Here is a 20,211-nt window from a genome sequence, read left to right on the forward strand (position 1 = left end):
CATCCAATGCTCCAAGATTGGTATGGATGCCGGCGAGGAAAGGCCTGTAGCCAAGAGGCCGCACTAGGGGTTGAAAATGCTGAGACAATGCGGACACAAAGCGTTGCCCCCATGAGCACCAAGGTTTGCCGCTGTTGCGTCAAATTTTTGGCTGGCGACCGCCTCCGTGTCTTAGGTGCGCGCTCCCTGCCCAAAAGCAAAATCAAAGATGGCACCTGCTTTGACTAAGACGATGGCATCGCTGTGGGCAACGCCAAATCAAGCGTTGTCGTCGCAAGACTGTACGCATCGCAGTGCATGGCACGATTCGAGGCCGAAAGGTATCGCAAACCTTGGAGTAAAGCACGGGGGTTGTGTGGACTGTGGCTGTGGGCACCATCGGGATAAGAATGCAGTCAAAAATATCCTGAGCCAATCCAGCGTCCGTGCGGGGCATCGCACGTCTGTAGAGGGAGTCTCTGCCCTTTAGGGCGCGGAGGAAGTCGAGTTGCTAGTTTCCTTGTTCATATCTGCCCGCAGTGGCTCTGTGCTTGGGGCTGCTTACCGTCTGGGGGCATGGTGGTGTTTGCTGGCGGCTCTGTTGGCAGGGTGGGATTTGCAGGGGCGTTGGACTGAGCCTGGGCGAGTGGTGGTGGTCTGGTTTAAGTTGTGGATTTTCTGGGCATCGTGGGCTTTGTTGCCTTGGTTGCTGGGGATGCTGATAGGGCTGCATCGGTCGGCAGGGCGGCGTGGGCAGCATGGGCTGGGGCTGGTGGTGCTGGCAGTAGCAGCTTGGGGCGCCTTGGTCGAGCCACGCTTATTGGTGGTGCGCACGCACCCGCTGGCCTTGCCCGCAGGCAGCCCACCTTTGCGGCTGGCGCTGGTGGCTGATCTGCATCTGGGGTTGTTTGTGCGTGGTTGGCAGTTGGAGCGGTTGGTGGAAGTGCTCAATGCCCAAGCAGTTGATGCAGTGGTGGTGGCAGGAGACTGGACTTATGACCCACCATTGGATTTGCAAACTGCTTTGGCTCCATTGGCCCAGTTGCGCCATCCGGTGTGGGCGGTATTGGGCAACCACGATACCGAGTCTCCGGGCCCACCACTGACCTCCGTGTTGCGCACCGCCTTGCAAACCCACGGTGTGCAGCTGCTGGAGGGCCAAGCGATTTCTTTCAAGGGTTGGGAGATTGTGGGCTTAGGCGATTTGTGGGGGGCTGACCCGCGCACCGATATTGCCCGTTTGTTGCCATCAGCACCCCCCAACCGGCCTCGGCTGGTGCTAGCGCACCAGCCTGATACCGCCGCCTTATTGCCCACAGATGCTGCCACATTGGTACTCAGCGGCCATACCCACGGTGGGCAGATCACCCTGCCGTGGATCACGCAACACCGCGTGTTGCCAGGCATCAGTGCCTACGGCTGGTATGCGGGCCGCTATAGCACGCCGGCTGGGACACTCTTTGTTACCACGGGGGTCGGTACTATCGGGCTACCGGCAAGGTTGGGTGTGGTGCCTAGGGTGGATGTGTTGCAACTGCACTGAAGCACATCACAGTCAGGCCAAGCCTGCAACGATAATGGCCCCCTATGCAGATCCGCTTTACCAAGATGCAAGGTGCGGGCAACGACTTTGTCGTGCTCGACGAAACCCAAGGCCGTCTGGGCCTGACGCCAGCGCACTACCGCCTGCTGGGTGACCGCCACTTTGGCGTGGGTGCTGATCAAATTCTCACGGTGCGTCCCTCGCCGGGGCCGGGCATCGATTTTGAGTATGTGATCCACAACGCTGATGGGGGTGAGGTAGAACAATGTGGCAACGGTGCGCGCTGTTTTGCCCGCTATGTGCGTGACTGCGGGTTGACAGACAAGGACACTATCCGCGTACAAACCCGCTCTGGCGTGATTGCCCCCCAGCTGACGCCCGATGGCCGTGTGACGGTGGATATGGGCTGCCCGGTGCTAGAGCCCGCCCGTGTGCCTTTTGAGGCCAGTGGTCTACAACCCCAACAGCAAGGCCAAGGACAGCACTGGCCGTTGGAGCTGGGCAACGGGGGCCCTACAGTGATGGTGAGTGTGGTGTCGATGGGCAATCCCCATGCCGTACAGATTGTGGCCGATGTGGATGCGGCCCCCGTCGCCACCACCGGCCCGTTGATTGAGCACCACCCGCGCTTTCCGCAGCGGGTCAATGCGGGCTACATGCAAGTGGTGGCCCGCGACCACATTCGCCTGCGCGTGTATGAGCGTGGTGCAGGCGAGACGCTGGCTTGTGGCACCGGCGCCTGCGCTGCGGTGGTGGCTGGCATCCGCCTGGGTTTGCTAGATGCACGGGTGGATGTAGATACCCACGGTGGGCGCTTGAGCATTGCCTGGGGCGGTCAGCCTACTGATGCGGTGTTGATGACCGGCCCGGCCACCTTCGTTTTTCAAGGTCAGATCGAACTACCCGATACCCTTTGACACCCTATGACTGCCCACGACCCCACCCCTTTTATGGCCCCGATCACCGAAGAGGACATTGCCGATTACCTCATGGAGACGCCGGGGTTTTTTGAGCGCCATGCCGAGTTGCTGACCAACGTGCAGATCATCAGCCCGCATGGGCATCGGGCCGTCAGTTTGCAAGAGCGCCAAGCCGAGCGCCTGCGCGCCAAAATTGCCGATCTGGAGCAGCGCATTCTGGACATGGTGCACAACGGCCAGCAAAACATGTCGATTGACCAGCGCCTGCACCAGTGGGCCTGTGACCTGCAACGCGTCACGCATCCGCCCTCTTTGCCTGAGATGGTAGTGCAAGGCATTCGGCGCCAGTTTGAGGTACCCCAAGCTGCCATGCGTATCTGGGGCGTCTCTCAGGCCTACGCCAATGCACCGTTTGCCATGGGTGCCAGCCACGACGTGCGCGCCTTTGCCTCCTCCCTGACCATGCCTTTTTGCGGCCCCAATTTGGGCTTTGAGCCGGTGGGCTGGTTGCGTGATGGCGACATGGTGCAATCGCTGGCGCTGTTGCCGCTGCGCGATGGCCCGATGGAGCACGCCACCCCGGCCTTTGGCCTGTTGGTGCTGGCCTCAGAGGACCCACACCGCTTTGAGGCCACGATGGGCACCGATTTTCTGACACGCATTGCCGAGACGGCCAGTGCAGCCCTAGCACGCCTGCGTTGATCAGGCGCTGGTGGTGGCTGCGACCGTGGTGGGCAGCGCCTCTGGAAGCACCAGCGGCAGCGACAGCGTGAAGCAGGCACCCGCCCCAGTGGTGGATTGCAGTGTCAAAGTGCCACCGAGCAGTTGTGCCAGTCCGCGTGACAACCCTAGGCCTAGCCCAGTGCCCCCATGCTCATAACTGGTGCGGGCATTGCCTTGGCGAAAACGCTCAAAAATGCGTTCGTGCAGTTCGGGGGCAATGCCTGGGCCGGTATCGCGCACATGCAGCAGCAAAGATTGTCCGGTGCTATCGAGTTCGACATGCAAGTCGATATGCCCTTGCTCCGTAAATTTGACGGCGTTAGACAGCAGATTGTTCAAAATTTGCTTGAGCTTGAGCGGGTCGGTCACCATGCGCTCGGGCACTCCAGGGGCCACAGAGCAATGCAGATGCAATGCCTTGGCTAAGGCACTGATTTCAAACAGGGCAGTTACTTCATGCAGGACATCGTGCAGCACCACGGGCACAGGGTGGGTGGGCATGGCATTGGCTTCAATCCGGGCCAGATCCAAAATTTCGGTCAGTAGGCTATTGAGGTGGGTGGCGGCATGGCTGATCAGACCGGCTTGCTCAATAATGGCTGTGTCTTTGCTGCGCAGGGCAATCAGTTCTGAGAATCCCTTGATGCTGGTCAGGGGGGTGCGCAGCTCATGGGACATGGCGGCCAAAAATTCGCTTTTGGCTTGGCTGGCCTGTTGGGCTATGGCCTCGCTGTGTACCAATGCCTCATGGCTTTGTGCCAGTTCACGAACGCTGCTGCGAAAAAGTGCCAAAAAAGCCACCACACACAGGCTGGCCAAGGTGGACATTACCAGCAGCACATTGCGATTGGCCCGCCAGCGGCTAAAAGCTTCCTCTACTGTGGTGCCGCTGATGACGGTGAGTGGGTAATTGCCGACCCGGCTGTAGCCCACGATGCGCTCGACGCCATCGTTGCCAGTGCCAATGATGGTGCCATCCAGATTTTCCAGAATGGCAGTTGCCAGCGCGGCAGGGGTGCGCTCACCCACGCCAGAGCTCATGCCATCAATCACCCGCACCCGGATGATCTCGTCCAGCCCCGCCAGCATCAAACCCGCCCCTGGGCTCAGTTGCACATTGCTGTAAACATTGGACAGATGTACGGGATTGAGCGAAGCCACTACCACCCCCACGGTATGCCCATCCAGCCCGGTTACTTTGCGCGAGAGCTGGATGGTCCATTGCCCAGACACACGGCCTTGCAAAGGTTTGCTGATGAACAGGCCATCCCATAGCTCGCGTGAGGTTGGATCGGCTTCACGCGGTTGCAGGTGTACCCGAATATGTTCGCGATCCTTGAGTGAGATCTTGCCACTGCGTTTGCCGTCGGGATCCAGGTTGCTGCCCTGAAAGTACCCTTCTGCATCGACAAATGACAATTGCGTCATGATGTCGGGCACCAAGCCGGTCTCGTTGGCCGTGCGCAGGTAGTCCTGTGGCTGTGGCTTGTGCTCGGCCGCCAGGGTTTGCAGGCGTAGCACGGCCTGATCCATCGTCTCTAAGACCCGCAAAGTATGTTCCTTGATGGCGCGGGCCATGTTGATGTTTTGGCGCAGTTCGGTCTCTTGTGTAGCCTGCCACTGCCAGTACAGCACCGTGACCACAGTAGTCCACACTACAACCAACACAAACAGGCTGAAGCCGTAGACCATCACTGCATGGCGGGGCGTGCGGTGCCGACTGGCAACATGGGCAGAGGGCGCGGAAGCTTTCATGGGGAGGCCGCAGAAGAAGTCAATGGCCTGTTGGTGCCGGGCCAATGAACAGAACAGAAATTGAAAATATCGGAGTCACCCAAACAGGTGCAAGAGCGAGTTGGATGCTTAGCGTCCCAAGGGGTTGTCGGTGACCAAATCGGCAAAAGTCATGCGATGCAGAGTGACGCGCTGGCGCAATGCCCACAGCGCGTCGCTGTGCTCCATAAAGCAGTCCACCACGGCTGGATCGAAAGCCCGTCCCCGCTCCGACAGCAGCATTTCCAGCGCCTTCTCATTGCTGAAGGCATTGCGGTACACCCTGTCCATCGTCAGGGCGTCATAAAAGTCCACCACTGTGACGATGCGTCCAGACAGGGGGATGCTCTCACCGACCAACCCTGAAGGATAGCCCCGACCATCCCAGCGTTCATGGTGGGCCAAGGCGATTTCGGAGGCCATCTGGAACAGGGCGATACGCGACTTACCCAAAATATCGGCGCCGATGGCGGGGTGCTGGTTCATCACCTCACGCTCAGTATGGTTGAGCGGGCCGGGTTTTTTGAGCACGTTGTCTGGAATGCCGATTTTGCCGATGTCGTGCATCGGTGCCGCCTTGCGCAGCAGCGTGGCATACGACACCGACTGCCCTAGATACAGGGCCAGTGCCTCGGCCAGAAACCCGATACGCACGATATGTACACCCGTGTCGTCATCTTTGTATTCTGCTGCCATCGCCAGCCGAAACAGCGCCTCGTGGTGGGCGCGGGCCACCTCCTGAAGGGCTTCGTTGCGTTCGTGGTACATGCGCCCCAAATCAGAGATGATTTTCTCCATTTGGTCAGCGGCTGCCGCATCGAATTGTGTTGCCTCCGGCGTGCGCACGGCTTGGGACATGGACATCAGTCTTCTAAGCTGTTGATGGTCTCTATCAGTTTGAGTGGACTAAAGGGTTTGAGCAAATAGGCATTGGCTCCAGCCCCCATGCCTACCTCCACGTCTTGGCTTTGTCCACGCGCTGTGAGCAGAATGACGCTGGGCTGGCCCAGTGTTGGGTCTGACTTGACCAAACGACACAGATCCAAACCATCCATGCTGCCCGGCATCATGACATCCAGTAGCAGCAAATCAGGACGGACAAGACGCACCTGGGCCAAGCCTTCATCTGCATTGGCTGCCTCATGGATCTCATGGTCTTCGAATTCCAGGGTCATGCGGATCAGCCGGCGAATATCGGCATGGTCTTCGACAATCAATATGCGCTTGCCCATGATGCAGTTTTTTGGAAAGTAGAGACACGGTACACTGGTAATTTTATCATATCTATCAAAAAATAGATTTAGAAATGATAGAATTTTCTAATGGCCCGCATAGAGCAAGTTTCTTTATTGCCCGAAAGTTGCAGTACCCGCGATGTAGCGCAGGCGCTGGGGTTGGCTGTGCGTTCTGTGCAGTTGATGGTCGACCGGGGCGAACTTGAGGCCTGGAAAACACCGGGTGGGCATCGGCGCATTGCGCGGGCTTCGGTGCAACGGTGGCTGGCCCAGCGTCAGGCACCCAACCCGCTGGGGACGCCACTGACGGTGGTGCGCTCGGCAGTGCAGCCGCCTTCGGTGGCGGCAGTCGCTTCAGATCACCTCTCCTCGGTAGCCTGCAAGGGCGTTGGTAGGCCCAAGGTGTTGCTGATCGAGGATTCCGTCCATATCCAAAATCTGGTTCGGCAGTTGCTCCACCACCATTTTCCCCAAGTGGAACTGTATGTGGCAGACGATGGCATTGTGGGCTTGGTCATGGCAGGGCAATTGCAGCCCCAAGTGCTCTTGGTCGATATTGTGTTGCCCAGCATTGACGGCAGCACATTGATCAGCCGCTGGCGTTCGCACCCACAGTTTGCAGGCAGTCAGTTGATTGTGCTGACAGGGCTGGATGCTGTAGAGCAAGCCCGGTATGCTTTTGCGTTGGCAGGGGTGCCCGTGGCCCACAAGCCACAACTGGTGCAGGAGCTGCCCGCATTGCTGGCCACGAGCTTACAGGCCACAGATGTCTGTGCTTGGCCTGCCATTGGTGGTAGATTCGCGCAATGACTGAAAGTACCAACCCCACCCCCTTGCAATCCCAAGCAGAAAAAATCCGTGCCGACCTGTCGGCCATGCTGCTCAAGGCCGCCCAAAGCGCGTCACCATCGGCTGCACAGGCCACGCCCAGTGCGGCCGCTGCCAATCCTGTGAATGCGCAAAAGCCCACATCTGCGGGGCAGTAACTAGGCCAGTGGCTTGTATGGTGTCTGCGCACAAGCGCCACAATGGCACCATGACTACTTTTCATCGCCCTGCCCTGTCCATGCTGGATCTGGTGGCCGTCCGTGAAGGCGGCACCGTGGCCCAAGCTTTGGATATTGCCTCGCGTACTGCCCAGCATGTCGAGGCACTCGGATTCCGACGTTATTGGGTGGCTGAACACCACAACATGCCTGGCATTGCCAGCTCGGCCACTGCGGTGCTGGTGGGCCATATTGCAGGACAGACCACCTCCATCCGTGTGGGCTCCGGTGGCATCATGCTGCCTAACCATGCTCCACTGGTGGTGGCTGAGGCTTTTGGCACCTTAGCCGAGCTGTACCCCGGTCGCATTGATCTGGGGCTGGGCCGTGCCCCCGGCACAGATGGCCCTACCATGCGGGCTTTGCGCCGCGACCGTGTTGAAATGGAAGAGGATTTTCCACGCGACGTGGCCGAAGTGCAGCGCCTTTTGGGGCCGGTGCAACCCGGCCAGCGTATTGTGGCTATGCCTGGAGCGGGTACCCAAGTGCCCCTCTGGCTACTGGGATCTAGCCTGTTTTCGGCACAGCTGGCAGCGCAGATGGGCTTGCCCTATGCGTTTGCTTCCCATTTTGCCCCGCGTATGTTGCTTCAGGCAATTGAGCTGTACCGGCGATTGTTTCGGCCATCAGCTGCATTAGATAAGCCCTATGTGGTGGTTGGTGTGCCAGTCATTGCCGCCCCTACGGATCAGGAAGCGGCTTATCTGGCCAGTAGCACCTATCAACGTGTGCTGGGCATTCTGACCGGACGGCGCGGGCGTTTGCAGCCCCCAGTAGAGAACTTTGGTGCCCAGATCAGTGCTCAAGAACAGGCTGGTATTGCTGACTTCTTGGCAGCGGCTGTCATTGGTGGCCCTGAGGCGGTTCGGGCTGGATTTGATGCACTGTGGCAGACAACGCAGGCCGATGAGTTCATGTTGGTCTGTGATGTGTTTGACCCAGCATTGCGTCTGCGGTCACTGGACATTGCTGCAGCCCAAATCAGACAGTAATAGTCTGCACACATTCCCAATCAGGCTCCAATGGAGCCTGATTTTTTTTGGAGTGATAAATTAAATATAAATAAGAATAAATCGTTTTATCTATTGGAGTGGTAGCCATGAATTTTCTGATGGCTTTCCCCAAGAATGCCTACATGATTTTTGCAAGAAACACCATGTGTTATCACAAAGAATGGAGGTTGTAATTCTGAATCAGAAATTTCTTAAATGAAATCAGCATGAGATGAATGATGAATCAGGACATTCTGATACTGGAATTGCGTTATGCTACAGAGCACCACAGGTGCCTATTTTTTAATCATTACTTGTGGTAGACCTTGGAGAAGCAAAAAAGGAAATTAGTTCCAAGTTTTTTTGTGGCTGCTGTTTTTGAATGCAAACCTGCTGTTTCAGCAATCCGCATAGATCTAGTGCGGTACAAACCAGAAAAGAGGAAAATATGAAAGTTTACGGAAAAGTGCTAGGCTTGGTTGTTACTGGTGTTTTCTCGGTCATACCATTTTCTGCGTCTGCCGAAAACCCCAAAGAAATTCGGGTAGACTATGCGAGCTATTCTCCTACCAGTTTGGTAGTGCGAAAGATGGGCTGGATGGAAGAAGAATTCAAAAAAGACAATATTCCAGTCAAGTGGGTGTTCAGTCCTAGTAGCAGCAATGCGATTGATTTTCTGAAAAAAGGCAGCATTGATTTTGGTTCGGCTGCCGGATTGTCTGCTGTGATGGCACGCAGCAATGGAGCACCGCTCAAGGCTGTGTATGTGTTTTCCAAGCCAGATTGGGTGGCACTTACCATCGAGAAAGATTCGACCATCACCAGTGTCAAAGATTTGAAAGGCAAGAAGATTGCAGCCACCCCTGGCACAGATGCGTATAACTTCTTCCTTCGGACATTGGATATGAATGGCATGAGTAAAGCCGATGTCACGATTGTCAATTTGGCGCACTCGCTCGGACGCAAAGCACTTGAAAATAAGGAGGTAGATGCTTGGATGGCATTAGACCCCCATCAGGCAGCTTCTACCATTGAAGCGGGAACCAAGGTCTTGTACCGTAATCCTGATTTTTCTAGCTTTGGTTTCTTGAATGCCAATGAGTCGTTTGTGAGCAAGTATCCAGACACCGTCAAGCGTGTGATTCGGGTTTATGAAAAGGCACGTACTTGGGTTATTGCCAATCCAGAAGAAACAGCCAAGCTGATGTCTGAAGAAGCCAAGATCAGCCTGCCAGTGGCCAAGGCCCAGCTCAAGCGCAACGACTTTTCCAATCCCACCCCCGGTGCAACCCACATTAAATCCTTGAAGGCTGGGCTTCCTGTTTTGGTGCAAGAGAAGCTGGTGTCTTCAGAGGCCGTGGGCAACAAGGCGATTGATGAGCTGATCACCAGCGAATTCATGAAGTAAGCAGTAGAAAAAACCTTGATTACATCGCGGGCTGGCCCCGCGATGTCCATTTGCAGCACTGGGAGCATTGCAACGATGTCCATCGCAAAACGCTTGTATTTGACACTTTGTTTGTCTTTGATCGGCCTGATGTTGGTCGGGTTTATTGGTCATCTGAAGATGAACAAGGTTTATGAAGTTACCAATAAAGGTAATTTCAATACGGTTCCCAGTGTGTTGGTATTATCCAAAGCTATTGATGAATTTGGCCAACTGCGAGCACATACATCATTGCATGTTTTGAGTGCAGATGATAATGCAAAATCTGATATTGAAAAATATATCAAGGCAGATTATGAGAATGTGAAGGAGTCTCTCAAGGGTTACGAAGTGTTTGCTTCTGGTTCTGCCGATAGAAAAATGTTGGATCAACATCGGGCAGCATTAGAGGTTTACTACAAAGGGGTGCAGGGTGTTCTGGAGATGTCGCGTGGAAATTTATTTGATGAAGCGCGCGATCTGATCGTTAAAAATCAGCCCAACGAAATCAAATTGCGAGATTCTTTTGTTGAGCACATGAAGCTCAGTGATACTATATCTAAAGAGGTGGCTCAAGAAGGACGGTCTGAGATTTCTTCTGCCATTTGGGTGTCTGTGGTAGTGACATGCCTGATTGGTATTGTGGTGGGGTGGATGATTTTTGTCATTGCCCGTAATTTGATTCACCAGTTGAAGTTTGCCGGAAACTTTGCCAACACCATTTCAGCAGGTGATTTGACCAGCAAAATAGAAGTCAGATCCAATGATGAAACTGGGCAAATGATGGCGGCCATGAAGGCCATGAATGACAGCTTGGTAAAAATTGTCAGTGCAGTGCGCACTGGCACCGATGGCATTGCTACCGCATCGAGTGAAATTGCCCAAGGCAATAGCGATCTGTCTACCCGCACTGAAAGCCAAGCCAGTGCTCTGGAGCAGACGGCTGCTTCTATGGAAGAATTAGGCTCTACGGTGCGACAAAATGCCGACAGCGCCCGCCAAGCCAATCAATTGGCTGTGAATGCCTCAAATGTAGCCGTCAGGGGCGGCGAAGTGGTGGGGCAGGTGGTGGAGACCATGAAAGATATCAATGAGTCTAGCCGCAAGATTGCCGACATCATCAGTGTGATTGATGGTATTGCCTTTCAAACCAATATTTTGGCCTTGAATGCCGCAGTAGAAGCGGCCCGTGCTGGTGAGCAAGGACGCGGTTTTGCCGTTGTGGCCTCTGAGGTGCGCAGTTTGGCTGGCCGTTCGGCAGATGCAGCCAAAGAAATCAAAAGCTTGATCAATGCCAGTGTGGAGCGGGTCGAATACGGCACAGTGTTGGTGGACAAGGCGGGTGAGACCATGAACGAAGTGGTCAGTGCCATTAAGCATGTGACCGATATTGTGGGCGAGATCAGTGCTGCCAGCAGTGAGCAGGCCAACGGTGTAGCCCAGGTGGGCGAGGCAGTCACACTGATGGACCATGCCACACAGCAAAATGCGGCGTTGGTCGAGCAAATGGCTGCAGCCACTGCCAGCCTGAAGGCACAGGCCCAAGACTTGGTGCAGGCGGTGAGTGTGTTCAAGTTGGACTTCAGCGCGCAAAATGCCGCTCCGCGCCAAGCTGCGTTACGGGCAGCACCCGTGGCAGCACCATTGCCCCGCACCGGTGCGGCACCTCGGGTGGCTGCAGCCCCCAAACCAGCGGTGCCACACCAAGCCAGTAAGCCCGCCGCATTGATGAAGCCAGCACCTGGTAAAACCAAAGCAGCCGAGGACGACTGGGAAAGCTTTTGAGTATTCGCCACAGTTCCCGCCCATGATTGGTGGGGTGTGGCGGGCGTGCATGTGCCTGCAAGGCAGCGTCTGGTCATAAGGTTGGGGGCGTCAGCCGCTACCATGCACGGCTTGACGCTGTGTCCTGAACGCCCAACTGCTGCCTATGCCCGCTTTTTCTTTTGAAGCCCTGGATGCCCAGGGCCAGACCCGCACTGGTGTGCTGGAGGCCGATACGGCCAAGGCTGCACGCAGCCAGTTGCGTGCCCAAGCTCTGGTGCCCTTGGCCGTGGCACTGGTGGAAGTCGGCTCTGTGGGTGGCAGTACGCCATCATGGAGCCAGCGGCTTTTGACCCGTCCGGTGTTTGATGCCACGGGTTTGGCGGTGTGGACGCGCCAATTGGCGGGATTGGTGGTGTCTGGTCTGCCGTTGGAGCGGGCACTCACCGCTTTGGCCGATGAGGCCGAAGACGAACGCCAGCACCACTTGCTGGCTGCTTTACGGGCCGAAGTGAATGCAGGCGCTAGCTTTGCCCGCGCTTTACAACAGCACCCACAGGAGTTTTCTGATATTTACAGTGCCGTCATTGGTGCGGGAGAAGCCAGTGGCAGCCTAGGGCTGGTGCTGGAACGTCTGGCCGATGATCTGGAAGAACGCCAAGCCTTGCGCGCCAAGCTGATGGGGGCTGCACTCTATCCCGCCATCGTGACCTTGTTGGCCCTGGTAATTGTGCTGTTTTTAGTGACCTATGTTGTGCCCCAGGTAGCGAGCGTGTTTGCTGGCACCAAACGGGCTTTGCCCTTTCTCACGGTGGCCATGTTGGCTTTGAGTAGCGCAGTGCGCCAGTACGGTGGGGCATTGCTACTGGTGCTGCTTTTGGGGGCTGTAGGTTGGCGCTGGATGCTGGCGGGGGAGGTATTCCGACAAAAGGTAGATGCGGCTTGGTTGCAATTGCCTTTGTTGGGGCGCTTGGCACGCAGTTATAACGCCGCTCGTTTTGCCAGCACCTTGGCTATGTTGGCTGGTGCGGGAGTTCCCATTTTGAAGGCTTTGCAGGCGGCGGCAGAGACACTGAACAACCGCGCTATGCGCGCCGATGCACTGGAGGCGCTGGTGCTGGTGCGTGAGGGTGCGCCGTTGGCGTCGGCATTGGCCCAGAAAAAGCGTTTTCCGGGGTTGGTAGCCATGTTTGCCCGGTTGGGTGAGCAGACGGGGCAGTTGCCTCTAATGCTGCAACGGGCAGCCCAGCAACTCTCTGCCGAGGTGCAGCGCCGTTCCATGCAGTTAGCCACCATCTTGGAGCCTGTGCTGATTGTGACGATGGGGCTGGTGGTGATGCTGATTGTGCTGGCCGTGCTATTGCCCATCATTCAACTCAACCAATTTGTCAAATAACTGTTGCTAAGCCATGAGTGCCTCTTTGCAAAACCAGTTGGTGGTCGCTATTTCTTCGCGGGCCTTGTTTGATTTTGAGGAGGAAAACACGGTTTTTGACCGTGATAACGATGCCGCTTACCGGGCCTTGCAGCGCGAGCGCCTAGAGGTGGCCGCATCCCCAGGGGTCGCTTTTTCGCTGGTGCGCAAGCTGCTGGCTTTTAATACACCAGAGCAGGCACGGGTCGAGGTGGTGCTGTTGTCGCGCAATGATCCCGTCAGTGGTTTGCGGGTGTTCCGTTCTTGCCAAGCCCACGGGTTACCCAGTGTGCAGCGTGGTGTTTTTACCCAAGGGCGTGAGCCTTTCGGTTATTTACGGCCTTTGGGGGCACATTTGTTTTTGTCTGCCAATGAGGCCGATGTGCGCCAGGCGCTGCACTTGGGCTACCCTGCTGCACGGGTGTTGACTGAATCAGCCCAAGCAGGCAACGCCCATCCGCAAGAAGTGCGTATTGCGTTTGATGGTGATGCCGTGCTGTTCTCAGACGAGGCCGAGCGCGTGTTTCAAGCCCAAGGACTCGATGCCTTTCAGCGCCACGAGAGCGACAAAGCGGCCCAGCCTTTGCCCGAAGGCCCATTCAAGCCCTTGCTGGCCGCCTTGCACCGCTTGCAGCAGGCCAGCGGCAGCAGTGGGATGCGCTTACGCACGGCCTTGGTCACAGCACGCAGCGCCCCGGCGCACGAACGCGCCATCCGCACCCTGATGGATTGGAACATTGCCGTAGATGAAGCCATGTTTTTGGGCGGCCTGCCCAAGGGCGAATTTTTGCGTGAGTTTGAACCGGATTTTTTCTTTGATGACCAAACCGGCCATGTGACCTCTGCGGCTCGCCATGTACCAGCAGGCCATGTCAGTAGTGGGATTGCCAACGTGCCGTGACCCAGGCACTCAGGGCCACTACAGCCCCCCAGTGCGCTTGACCTTGGGGTCGGAGTAGGTCAGGTCGGCATCGTTCTTGGCTTGCAAGGCCATACGCTCTTGCAAGGTCATTTTGTTGATCTCTTGGGCCATCTCGATGGCGGTGCCACTGGCTCGCCACATGGACTGGATAAAGTCCAGTAACTGCTTGTAAATGGGCTCTGGCTCCGGTTCTGGAGGCAGCTCCTGCACCAGTTTTTTCTCTTCTGGTGTTGTCCAGTCGCGGTTAGGCCCATCGGTGTCGGAGGGCTTGTCGGGTGTTTTGACGATGGCCCCCTCACCGAGCCGATCCATCGATTCAACTGGGTTGGGATTGTTGATGGGGCGCACGGGCACGGCCCCGGACGCGCCGGTGGTAGACAGATCAGAGCTGATCGTGCGCCACGATGGTGATCGGTCAACGGGAGGAATTTGCATGGCGATGCCCCGTAGCAATGATGGGTAAAAACCGGCGGCCCCACAGAAGGCTTTATCGCCGTCTCGTATTGCTATAACGGCAGATCATCGCAAAAATGAAGCCTTTTTTCAGGATGTCCCCATTTTCATCCAGCAGGTAGCAAATTGCACTCCTTTTGGAGTGCCTACTCAGGAGAAACTCGAGCCACAGCCACAAGTGGTGGTGGCATTGGGGTTTTTGATGACGAACTGTGCGCCTTGCAAGTCTTCTTTGTAGTCGATCTCGGCACCCACCAGATATTGGTAGCTCATGGCATCAATCAGCAGCGAGACGCCATTCTTGGTCATAGTGGTGTCGTCGTCATTGACGATTTCATCAAAGGTGAAACCATACTGAAAACCCGAGCAGCCACCACCTTGCACAAATACACGCAGTTTGAGGTCGGGGTTGCCTTCTTCGGCGATCAGGTCGGCTACTTTGGCGGCGGCACTGTCGGTAAAGAGGATGGGTGCGGGCATTTCTTCGGTTTGGGGGGCTTGGGCTACAGCACTCATGGGGAATCTCCGGGATTTTGGGAACGCACCCAAATACTACTTAAAAACAGTCGGCCATTCAGGCGGACGGCACTTGCCATCCATCTGCCTAGGGTCATTACTGAGACCCCACCAACAACAAAGCCGCCCTAGGCGAACCTTGGGCGGCTTGGGTAGCAGGCAAAAAAGCGGATTAACGCTTGGAGAACTGCTTGGCGCGGCGTGCAGAACGCAGACCGACCTTCTTACGCTCGACTTCACGGGCGTCACGAGTGACGAAACCAGCTTGGCTCAGTGCGGGCTTGAGCGTGGCATCGTAGTCGATCAGGGCGCGGGTGATGCCGTGGCGGGTAGCACCGGCTTGGCCGGATTCACCACCACCGTGGACATTGACTTGCACGTCGAAGGTCTCGACATGGTTGGTCAGTACCAGCGGTTGCTTGGCAATCATGATGGAGGTTTCGCGACCGAAGTAGGCTTGGACGTCCTTGCCGTTGATCGTGATTTTGCCAGTGCCTTTTTTCAGGAATACACGGGCTACGCTGGATTTGCGACGGCCAGTGCCGTTGTTCCATTCACCAATCATCTCGGCTCCTTAGATTTCCAGCACTTTGGGCTGTTGGGCGCTGTGCGGATGCTCGGCACCGCCATACACCTTCAGCTTTTTGATCATGGCATAGCCCAGTGGGCCCTTGGGCAACATGCCCTTGACAGCCTTCTCCAGTGCGCGGCCAGGGAACTTGGCTTGCAGGTCACGGAAGTTGGTGGCTGTGATGCCGCCGGGGTAGCCAGAGTGGCGGTAGTACACCTTGTCCAGGTTCTTGGTACCGGTGACCTTGAGCTTGGCAGCGTTGATGATGACGATGAAGTCACCAGTATCGATGTGAGGTGTGTAAATGGCTTTGTGTTTGCCGCGCAGACGGAGGGCAACTTCGCTGGCTACCCGTCCGAGCACCTTATCGGTGGCGTCAATCACAAACCACTCGTGCTGCACGTCAGCGGGCTTGGCGCTGAAAGTTTTCATGCTGTGTTTCTTTCGAGGGTTTGACCAGCCTGAACAGGGGCTGGCGTCCTGGGGACTCTTTTCCACGGTCGGTGTTTCTCTGGAGGAAACCTCTTAGGTGGTATAGGCAAAGCAGGTGTTGAACCACTGATTACCCTTCGCCGCGGAGTCGCGCAAACGCTGCGAAGCCCGCGATTATATAGCGCAGGCTATTTGACGGGTAGTCTTAATTGGATGAACGTACTTCCAGCGGCTCCATCTGCTTGCGAAACTCCACACAGGCGGGCAAATTGACAAAAGCGGGTTGGCGGCACTCCCGGCGCAGGCACATGCTGCGGGTTAATACACCGCTGTCTTCGCACAACGCTGGCGCAGGCTTGGGGGGGCTGGGGGCGTGGGTTACAGGGGCTTCTGCCGCCGGGGCTGTTGGGGCTGGGGCCGGTGTGGTAGTTGCAGTGGCCGTGGCTGTGCTGGTGGGCTTGCGGTTGGGAGGCGGTTTGGGCGGGGCGTTTTGCGACAGTGCCCGTGGGTCGGTTTTCTCAACAAAGGCTGGCGCTGGGCCTTCTGGCAGCACTTCGGCGGTGGGGACTGCTGGTTCAGGCGGGGGCGCTGGCGTGGTGGTTGGAGCGGGCGTGGGAACGGGGTCTGCCTTCTCGGTGATGATGTCTTCGACGGGGGCTGTGGCCTTGGCTGGGCTGCGGCTTGCATACGCTCCGATCCCGGCAGTCACTGCCACCGCCACCGCAGCCACGGCCGCCCATATTACCCAGCGGCGCCCAGCCTTGGTAGGGGCCGCAGCTGGTGTGCTGGTGGTGTGGGGGCGCCGTGAGGCCCGCTCGGGCCAACTCGACTCCAGCCCGATAGGTTCGGGGGGCATCTCTTGGATGAGGGTGTCTGGCCCATGCATGAGCAGGGTGTCCTGCACGTCCTCTAGCAAGATGGTGTCGCCAGCATCGGCCATTGGGCGGCTGTGCGAGGAGGTTGCGGGGGCGGGGATTGGGCCGGCGCTGACGGCCTTGGGTGAAGACAGGTCTACCGTTGGAATTGGGCCGGCGTTGGGCTGGTCGGTGGGCTCCACCCAAATGTCTCCCAAAGCGGCCCGAAAGTCAAAGGCACCCAGTGGGGCTGGGGCAGTTGTCATCTCCAGCAGTTGCAGCAAGGCATCGATGCTTTGGGGCCTGTCTTGTGGGCGCAGTGCCAAGGCTTGCGTGATGCCATTGACGAAGGCCGGTGAGTAGACCTGACCAAACTGTTGCCCCACAGTACGGGCTACACGGGCAAAGGGCACCATGCGGTCACGAATGGCCCGCAGGGTGGATGGCTCGGGCATGTCATTGCACAGGCACCCATAGACCACGGCGGCCAGTGAGTACAGATCGCTCCACGGGCCTTGCGGCAGGTCGGCATCTCCGCTGGCATATTGTTCAATGGGCGCGTAGTTGACCTTGAGTACGGCGGTGTGCTTGCGCTCACGGTCGTTGATGGCGTGGCGTGCTGCGCCAAGGTCTAGCAGCACTGGGGGGCCAGCATCTTGCAAGAAGATGTTGTCGGGCGAGATGTCACGGTGCAGCGTGTGCCCCTCATGCAGTGTGCGCAGGGCGCCCAATACCGACCACAGCACTTGGCGCAGCCAAGCCTCGGAGGGGGGGGCACGCATTTGTAATCGTGCTTGCTTGAAAGTCATGCCGCTGTACAGCGGCATGACCATGTAGGCGGTATGGTGGGCCTCCCAGAAGCGAAACACCTTGACCAATGAAGGGTGGTCAAATTGGGCCAGCATCCGCGCCTCTCCCATGAAGGAGCGTAGCCCGGCTTCAAAGGCGGGCACATCGGCCAGCGCCCGCACTGCCACAGACAGATCTTGCGCACGCCCTGCCAACGCTGCAGGCATGTATTCCTTGATCGCCACAGAGCGGTGCAGGGAGTGGTCGAAGGCTTGGTACACCATGCCAAAACCACCCACGCCCAGCAGCGCAAGAATCTCGAACTCACCCAAGCGTGTCCCCGGGGGCAAAGCATCCGCATGGTAAATGGCGGATACGGGGGTGCTGGGGGAGGGTTCGGACATGGTGGCGGCTACCAGAGGGCAAAAGAAAAGGGCATCAAGAACAATCAGCGCAGATGCCGTAAAAAAGCGCCATCATCCATGATAACGATGAAAAAATGCTGATCCAGCGCAGTGATCGTTACCATAGGGCCATGTTCAGTTATCGCCATGCCTTCCACGCAGGCAACCATGCCGATGTGCTCAAGCACACTGTGCTGATTGCCGCCCTGCAACACCTGACCGAAAAAGAGGCCGCCCTGATGGTGCTGGACACCCACGCGGGTGCGGGCCTGTACCGTCTTGATGGAGATTACGCCAAAACCAGCGCCGAGGCTGCCGATGGTATCCAACGCTTGACGGTGCCGGGTGCGGCCCATGTGCCATTGGCTCCGGCATTGCAGTCCTATATCGATTTGGTACGTTCTTTTAACGCGGGTGCCAGCACCAAGATCTATCCGGGTTCGCCTTTCATCATCCAGCGGCTGCTGCGCAGCCACGACAAACTCAAACTGTTTGAGTTGCACCCCTCAGACATGCGTGCCTTGGTGGGCAATGTGGCCCAACTGGAGGCAGGCCGCCAGGTGGCTGTGCTGCACGAAGACGGTTTTGAAGGGGTGAAGAAGTTTTTGCCCCCACCATCGCGGCGTGCGCTGGTGTTGTGCGATCCGAGTTACGAGATCAAGACCGATTATGGCAAGGTGCTCGATATGGTGCAGGATGGTCTCAAGCGTTTTGCTACGGGCACCTATGCGATTTGGTATCCGATCATTCCACGCCCCGAAGCGCATGATTTGCCCCGGCGCCTCAAGACGATGGCCCAGAAGGCGGGCAAGAGTTGGCTGCACGCCACACTCACTGTCAAGTCCAGCAAAATCACCGAAACCCTAGAAGGTCAGAGCAAACGCCCAGGCTTGCCAGCCAGTGGTATGTTTTTGATCAACCCACCCTACACGCTGAAAGAAACGTTGAAGGAGGCGTTGCCGCAAATGGTGCAGTGGTTGGGGCAAGACCGCAATGCTGCCCACACCTTAGAGTCGGGCAGCTAGAGGTGGGCCGCTTAGTCTGACTCCGGTGGTGGACAAGTGCTATCGTCGTCGGGCAAGGTATGCAGGGTCACAGGCTTGGTGCCAAGCTGAACCATGCCCAAGGCTTCAGCCGCCGCGCGGCTGATATCGATGACACGCTTGCCACCATGTGGCCCCCGGTCATTGATGCGCACGACGACCTCACGCCCGGTGAGGGCGCTGCGCACACACACCCTGGAGCCAAAGGGCAGGGTGGGGTGGGCCGCCGTGAAATCGTGCATGTCGAATAATTCGCCACTGGCGGTGCGTTTCTTATGCTGTTTGGCGCCGTACCAAGAGGCCAAGCCATATTCCTGCGGAAACTGCAAATCTACTTGGGGCAAGCCGGTAGCTTCTGGTGCCGTTTTGCCTGTGCTGTCGGTGCCGATGAGATCGCTTTGCACCGGCACGACCAATGCTCCAGCGTCAGGCACCTTGAGGCCTAGAGCCGGGGGCGGTGGGGTGGTGGTGGCGCTGGGGGAGTCTTCCTCCGGCGGCGGTGGCGTGGTGGAGTCGTTGGCGCTGGCGATGCCTGCTCCCAGCGTCAGTAAAGCATAGATCAGCAGTTGCACGGGGCGACACCGCCACCATCGGATAGTTGGCAACAGGGACATGCGCCAGGGCCTTTCCAAAAAAGCAGGGGCGCTGATGGTAGCGCAGTGGATAGGTGCCCCATACCCAGAAAAAATCCCGCACAAGGCGGGATGGACAGGCCAACAGTGGGGGGCTTAGAAGCGCCAGCCCAGACCGATGCCGAACAGTACGGGATCGACCTTGAATTCACCCACATTCTTGCCAAAAGAGGACACATCGGTACGGATTTGCACCTTTTTCACGTCCAAATTCAGGTACAGATTGTTGCCCAGTGGAATATCAACACCGGCTTGAATAGCCAAGCCCCAGCTGTTCTTGTCTACCGAGGGGTTGAGGGCGGCGGCCACCGTAGGCGCGAAGTTCACACTCGACAGGCGGGTGTAATTGACACCAGCGCCCACATAGGGCTTGATCTTGCCCAGATCGGTAAAGTGGTACTGTGCTGTCAGGGTGGGAGGCAGGTGCTTGAAGGAGCCGATAGCACCACCATTGGAGTACAAGGTGTGTTTTTGTGGCACGGTCAGGATCAACTCGACAGCCAGATTTTTGGTGTAGAAGTAAGTGAAATCAACTTCTGGCAGCCACTTGTTGTTGACGGACAGGCCCAGAGGTGTCGAGTCGCCGTTGCTGCTGTCCAGATGCACAGCACGGGCACGCACCATCCAGGAGCCTTCGGTGATTGGTTGTGCAAACGCGGAGGACGACAACACGGTACCCAGCAGGGCGGCGACCAGGGTAGTTTTTTTCATGAAGGAAATCCGGAAAAACCAGGGAACATTCCCTAGGCTGGATTGGAAAACGCTACGCCCGGATGGTGC

The 20,211-nt window shown here is 57.2% G+C and carries 21 protein-coding genes; 11 read left to right on the forward strand and 10 right to left on the reverse strand.

Annotated elements, in window-relative coordinates:
• Positions 1 to 499: 499 nt before the first annotated feature.
• The 3 genes from ACYVB2_RS13375 to ACYVB2_RS13385 are packed head-to-tail and all read left to right on the forward strand — an operon-like array spanning position 500 to position 3,144.
• Complete coding sequence (locus tag ACYVB2_RS13375; RefSeq protein ID WP_382433785.1) at positions 500 to 1,522, forward strand: metallophosphoesterase; 1,023 nt, start codon at positions 500 to 502, stop codon at positions 1,520 to 1,522.
• Between the two features lie 44 nt (positions 1,523 to 1,566).
• Positions 1,567 to 2,439 (forward strand): diaminopimelate epimerase, encoded by an 873-nt coding sequence (dapF, locus tag ACYVB2_RS13380; RefSeq protein WP_382433787.1) that lies wholly within the window; start codon positions 1,567 to 1,569, stop codon positions 2,437 to 2,439.
• 6 nt (positions 2,440 to 2,445) lie between these two features.
• On the forward strand, positions 2,446 to 3,144 hold the full coding sequence (locus ACYVB2_RS13385; protein WP_382433789.1) for a DUF484 family protein: 699 nt from the start codon (positions 2,446 to 2,448) through the stop codon (positions 3,142 to 3,144).
• On the opposite strand, the gene ACYVB2_RS13390 is transcribed toward ACYVB2_RS13385, so the two are convergent.
• The 3 genes from ACYVB2_RS13390 to ACYVB2_RS13400 form a co-directional block, all read right to left on the reverse strand.
• Complete coding sequence (locus ACYVB2_RS13390; protein ID WP_382433791.1) at positions 3,145 to 4,920, reverse strand: sensor histidine kinase; 1,776 nt, start codon at positions 4,918 to 4,920, stop codon at positions 3,145 to 3,147.
• A 108-nt stretch (positions 4,921 to 5,028) separates the two neighbouring features.
• Positions 5,029 to 5,796, reverse strand: a complete 768-nt coding sequence (locus ACYVB2_RS13395; protein WP_382433793.1) for an HD-GYP domain-containing protein — start codon at positions 5,794 to 5,796, stop codon at positions 5,029 to 5,031.
• Positions 5,797 to 5,801: 5 nt separating this feature from the next.
• The gene (locus tag ACYVB2_RS13400; RefSeq protein WP_460536933.1) at positions 5,802 to 6,170 is read right to left on the reverse strand and encodes a response regulator transcription factor; all 369 of its coding nucleotides are present in this window, start codon (positions 6,168 to 6,170) and stop codon (positions 5,802 to 5,804) included.
• 90 nt (positions 6,171 to 6,260) lie between these two features.
• Here ACYVB2_RS13400 and ACYVB2_RS13405 point away from each other — a divergent pair, with 90 nt between their 5' ends.
• From ACYVB2_RS13405 to ACYVB2_RS13435, 7 genes are all read left to right on the forward strand, one after another.
• Positions 6,261 to 6,983 (forward strand): helix-turn-helix domain-containing protein, encoded by a 723-nt coding sequence (locus ACYVB2_RS13405; RefSeq protein WP_382433797.1) that lies wholly within the window; start codon positions 6,261 to 6,263, stop codon positions 6,981 to 6,983.
• Positions 6,980 to 7,159, forward strand: a complete 180-nt coding sequence (locus ACYVB2_RS13410; RefSeq protein WP_382433799.1) for a hypothetical protein — start codon at positions 6,980 to 6,982, stop codon at positions 7,157 to 7,159. Before ACYVB2_RS13405 ends, ACYVB2_RS13410 begins: the two co-directional genes overlap by 4 nt.
• Positions 7,160 to 7,209: 50 nt before the next feature.
• The gene (locus ACYVB2_RS13415; RefSeq protein WP_382433801.1) at positions 7,210 to 8,211 is read left to right on the forward strand and encodes an LLM class flavin-dependent oxidoreductase; all 1,002 of its coding nucleotides are present in this window, start codon (positions 7,210 to 7,212) and stop codon (positions 8,209 to 8,211) included.
• A gap of 448 nt (positions 8,212 to 8,659) precedes the next feature.
• Positions 8,660 to 9,619 (forward strand): aliphatic sulfonate ABC transporter substrate-binding protein, encoded by a 960-nt coding sequence (locus ACYVB2_RS13420; RefSeq protein ID WP_460536938.1) that lies wholly within the window; start codon positions 8,660 to 8,662, stop codon positions 9,617 to 9,619.
• Between the two features lie 75 nt (positions 9,620 to 9,694).
• Positions 9,695 to 11,422, forward strand: coding sequence for a methyl-accepting chemotaxis protein (locus tag ACYVB2_RS13425; RefSeq protein WP_382433805.1), 1,728 nt, complete (start codon positions 9,695 to 9,697; stop codon positions 11,420 to 11,422).
• Between the two features lie 145 nt (positions 11,423 to 11,567).
• Positions 11,568 to 12,797 carry a type II secretion system inner membrane protein GspF gene (gene gspF, locus ACYVB2_RS13430; protein WP_382433807.1) on the forward strand — a complete coding sequence of 410 codons (1,230 nt, stop codon included), beginning with the start codon at positions 11,568 to 11,570 and terminating at the stop codon, positions 12,795 to 12,797.
• Positions 12,798 to 12,810: 13 nt separating this feature from the next.
• Complete coding sequence (locus ACYVB2_RS13435) at positions 12,811 to 13,716, forward strand: 5'-nucleotidase (protein ID WP_382433809.1); 906 nt, start codon at positions 12,811 to 12,813, stop codon at positions 13,714 to 13,716.
• An 18-nt stretch (positions 13,717 to 13,734) separates the two neighbouring features.
• On the opposite strand, the gene ACYVB2_RS13440 is transcribed toward ACYVB2_RS13435, so the two are convergent.
• The 5 genes from ACYVB2_RS13440 to ACYVB2_RS13460 all read right to left on the reverse strand — a co-directional run bounded on the left by ACYVB2_RS13440 (position 13,735) and on the right by ACYVB2_RS13460 (position 17,756).
• Positions 13,735 to 14,172, reverse strand: coding sequence for a hypothetical protein (locus ACYVB2_RS13440; RefSeq protein WP_382433811.1), 438 nt, complete (start codon positions 14,170 to 14,172; stop codon positions 13,735 to 13,737).
• Positions 14,173 to 14,340: 168 nt separating this feature from the next.
• Positions 14,341 to 14,706 carry an iron-sulfur cluster insertion protein ErpA gene (erpA, locus tag ACYVB2_RS13445; RefSeq protein WP_382433813.1) on the reverse strand — a complete coding sequence of 122 codons (366 nt, stop codon included), beginning with the start codon at positions 14,704 to 14,706 and terminating at the stop codon, positions 14,341 to 14,343.
• Positions 14,707 to 14,878: 172 nt separating this feature from the next.
• On the reverse strand, positions 14,879 to 15,271 hold the full coding sequence (gene rpsI / locus ACYVB2_RS13450; RefSeq protein ID WP_382433815.1) for a 30S ribosomal protein S9: 393 nt from the start codon (positions 15,269 to 15,271) through the stop codon (positions 14,879 to 14,881).
• Between the two features lie 9 nt (positions 15,272 to 15,280).
• Positions 15,281 to 15,709, reverse strand: coding sequence for a 50S ribosomal protein L13 (gene rplM, locus ACYVB2_RS13455; protein WP_091458541.1), 429 nt, complete (start codon positions 15,707 to 15,709; stop codon positions 15,281 to 15,283).
• 205 nt (positions 15,710 to 15,914) lie between these two features.
• A complete protein-coding gene (locus ACYVB2_RS13460) occupies positions 15,915 to 17,756 on the reverse strand; it encodes a serine/threonine protein kinase (RefSeq protein WP_382433817.1) in 1,842 nt (613 codons plus the stop codon).
• A gap of 131 nt (positions 17,757 to 17,887) precedes the next feature.
• On the opposite strand from ACYVB2_RS13460, the gene ACYVB2_RS13465 reads away from it, so the two are divergent.
• The gene (locus ACYVB2_RS13465) at positions 17,888 to 18,781 is read left to right on the forward strand and encodes a 23S rRNA (adenine(2030)-N(6))-methyltransferase RlmJ (protein ID WP_382433819.1); all 894 of its coding nucleotides are present in this window, start codon (positions 17,888 to 17,890) and stop codon (positions 18,779 to 18,781) included.
• Positions 18,782 to 18,792: 11 nt separating this feature from the next.
• Here the strand turns inward: ACYVB2_RS13465 and ACYVB2_RS13470 are convergent, their stop codons facing one another.
• Both ACYVB2_RS13470 and ACYVB2_RS13475 read right to left on the reverse strand, forming a co-directional pair.
• On the reverse strand, positions 18,793 to 19,413 hold the full coding sequence (locus ACYVB2_RS13470) for a septal ring lytic transglycosylase RlpA family protein (protein WP_382433821.1): 621 nt from the start codon (positions 19,411 to 19,413) through the stop codon (positions 18,793 to 18,795).
• 114 nt (positions 19,414 to 19,527) lie between these two features.
• Positions 19,528 to 20,142, reverse strand: a complete 615-nt coding sequence (locus tag ACYVB2_RS13475) for an OmpW/AlkL family protein (RefSeq protein WP_382433823.1) — start codon at positions 20,140 to 20,142, stop codon at positions 19,528 to 19,530.
• Positions 20,143 to 20,211 lie beyond the last annotated feature (69 nt).

The organism is Giesbergeria giesbergeri (genome assembly GCF_054779375.1).

Coding starts and splice junctions, on each gene's coding strand:
- gspF (WP_382433807.1), top strand. CDS start 11,568: ATGCCCGCTTTTTCTTTTGAAGCCCTGGATGCCCAGGGCCAGACCCGC.
- ACYVB2_RS13415 (WP_382433801.1), top strand. CDS start 7,210: ATGACTACTTTTCATCGCCCTGCCCTGTCCATGCTGGATCTGGTGGCC.
- ACYVB2_RS13395 (WP_382433793.1), bottom strand. CDS start 5,796: ATGTCCCAAGCCGTGCGCACGCCGGAGGCAACACAATTCGATGCGGCA.
- ACYVB2_RS13410 (WP_382433799.1), top strand. CDS start 6,980: ATGACTGAAAGTACCAACCCCACCCCCTTGCAATCCCAAGCAGAAAAA.
- ACYVB2_RS13385 (WP_382433789.1), top strand. CDS start 2,446: ATGACTGCCCACGACCCCACCCCTTTTATGGCCCCGATCACCGAAGAG.
- dapF (WP_382433787.1), top strand. CDS start 1,567: ATGCAGATCCGCTTTACCAAGATGCAAGGTGCGGGCAACGACTTTGTC.
- erpA (WP_382433813.1), bottom strand. CDS start 14,706: ATGAGTGCTGTAGCCCAAGCCCCCCAAACCGAAGAAATGCCCGCACCC.
- rpsI (WP_382433815.1), bottom strand. CDS start 15,271: ATGATTGGTGAATGGAACAACGGCACTGGCCGTCGCAAATCCAGCGTA.
- ACYVB2_RS13465 (WP_382433819.1), top strand. CDS start 17,888: ATGTTCAGTTATCGCCATGCCTTCCACGCAGGCAACCATGCCGATGTG.
- ACYVB2_RS13435 (WP_382433809.1), top strand. CDS start 12,811: ATGAGTGCCTCTTTGCAAAACCAGTTGGTGGTCGCTATTTCTTCGCGG.
- ACYVB2_RS13460 (WP_382433817.1), bottom strand. CDS start 17,756: ATGTCCGAACCCTCCCCCAGCACCCCCGTATCCGCCATTTACCATGCG.
- ACYVB2_RS13420 (WP_460536938.1), top strand. CDS start 8,660: ATGAAAGTTTACGGAAAAGTGCTAGGCTTGGTTGTTACTGGTGTTTTC.
- ACYVB2_RS13390 (WP_382433791.1), bottom strand. CDS start 4,920: ATGAAAGCTTCCGCGCCCTCTGCCCATGTTGCCAGTCGGCACCGCACG.
- ACYVB2_RS13470 (WP_382433821.1), bottom strand. CDS start 19,413: ATGTCCCTGTTGCCAACTATCCGATGGTGGCGGTGTCGCCCCGTGCAA.
- ACYVB2_RS13405 (WP_382433797.1), top strand. CDS start 6,261: ATGGCCCGCATAGAGCAAGTTTCTTTATTGCCCGAAAGTTGCAGTACC.
- ACYVB2_RS13440 (WP_382433811.1), bottom strand. CDS start 14,172: ATGCAAATTCCTCCCGTTGACCGATCACCATCGTGGCGCACGATCAGC.
- ACYVB2_RS13400 (WP_460536933.1), bottom strand. CDS start 6,170: ATGGGCAAGCGCATATTGATTGTCGAAGACCATGCCGATATTCGCCGG.
- rplM (WP_091458541.1), bottom strand. CDS start 15,709: ATGAAAACTTTCAGCGCCAAGCCCGCTGACGTGCAGCACGAGTGGTTT.
- ACYVB2_RS13425 (WP_382433805.1), top strand. CDS start 9,695: ATGTCCATCGCAAAACGCTTGTATTTGACACTTTGTTTGTCTTTGATC.
- ACYVB2_RS13475 (WP_382433823.1), bottom strand. CDS start 20,142: ATGAAAAAAACTACCCTGGTCGCCGCCCTGCTGGGTACCGTGTTGTCG.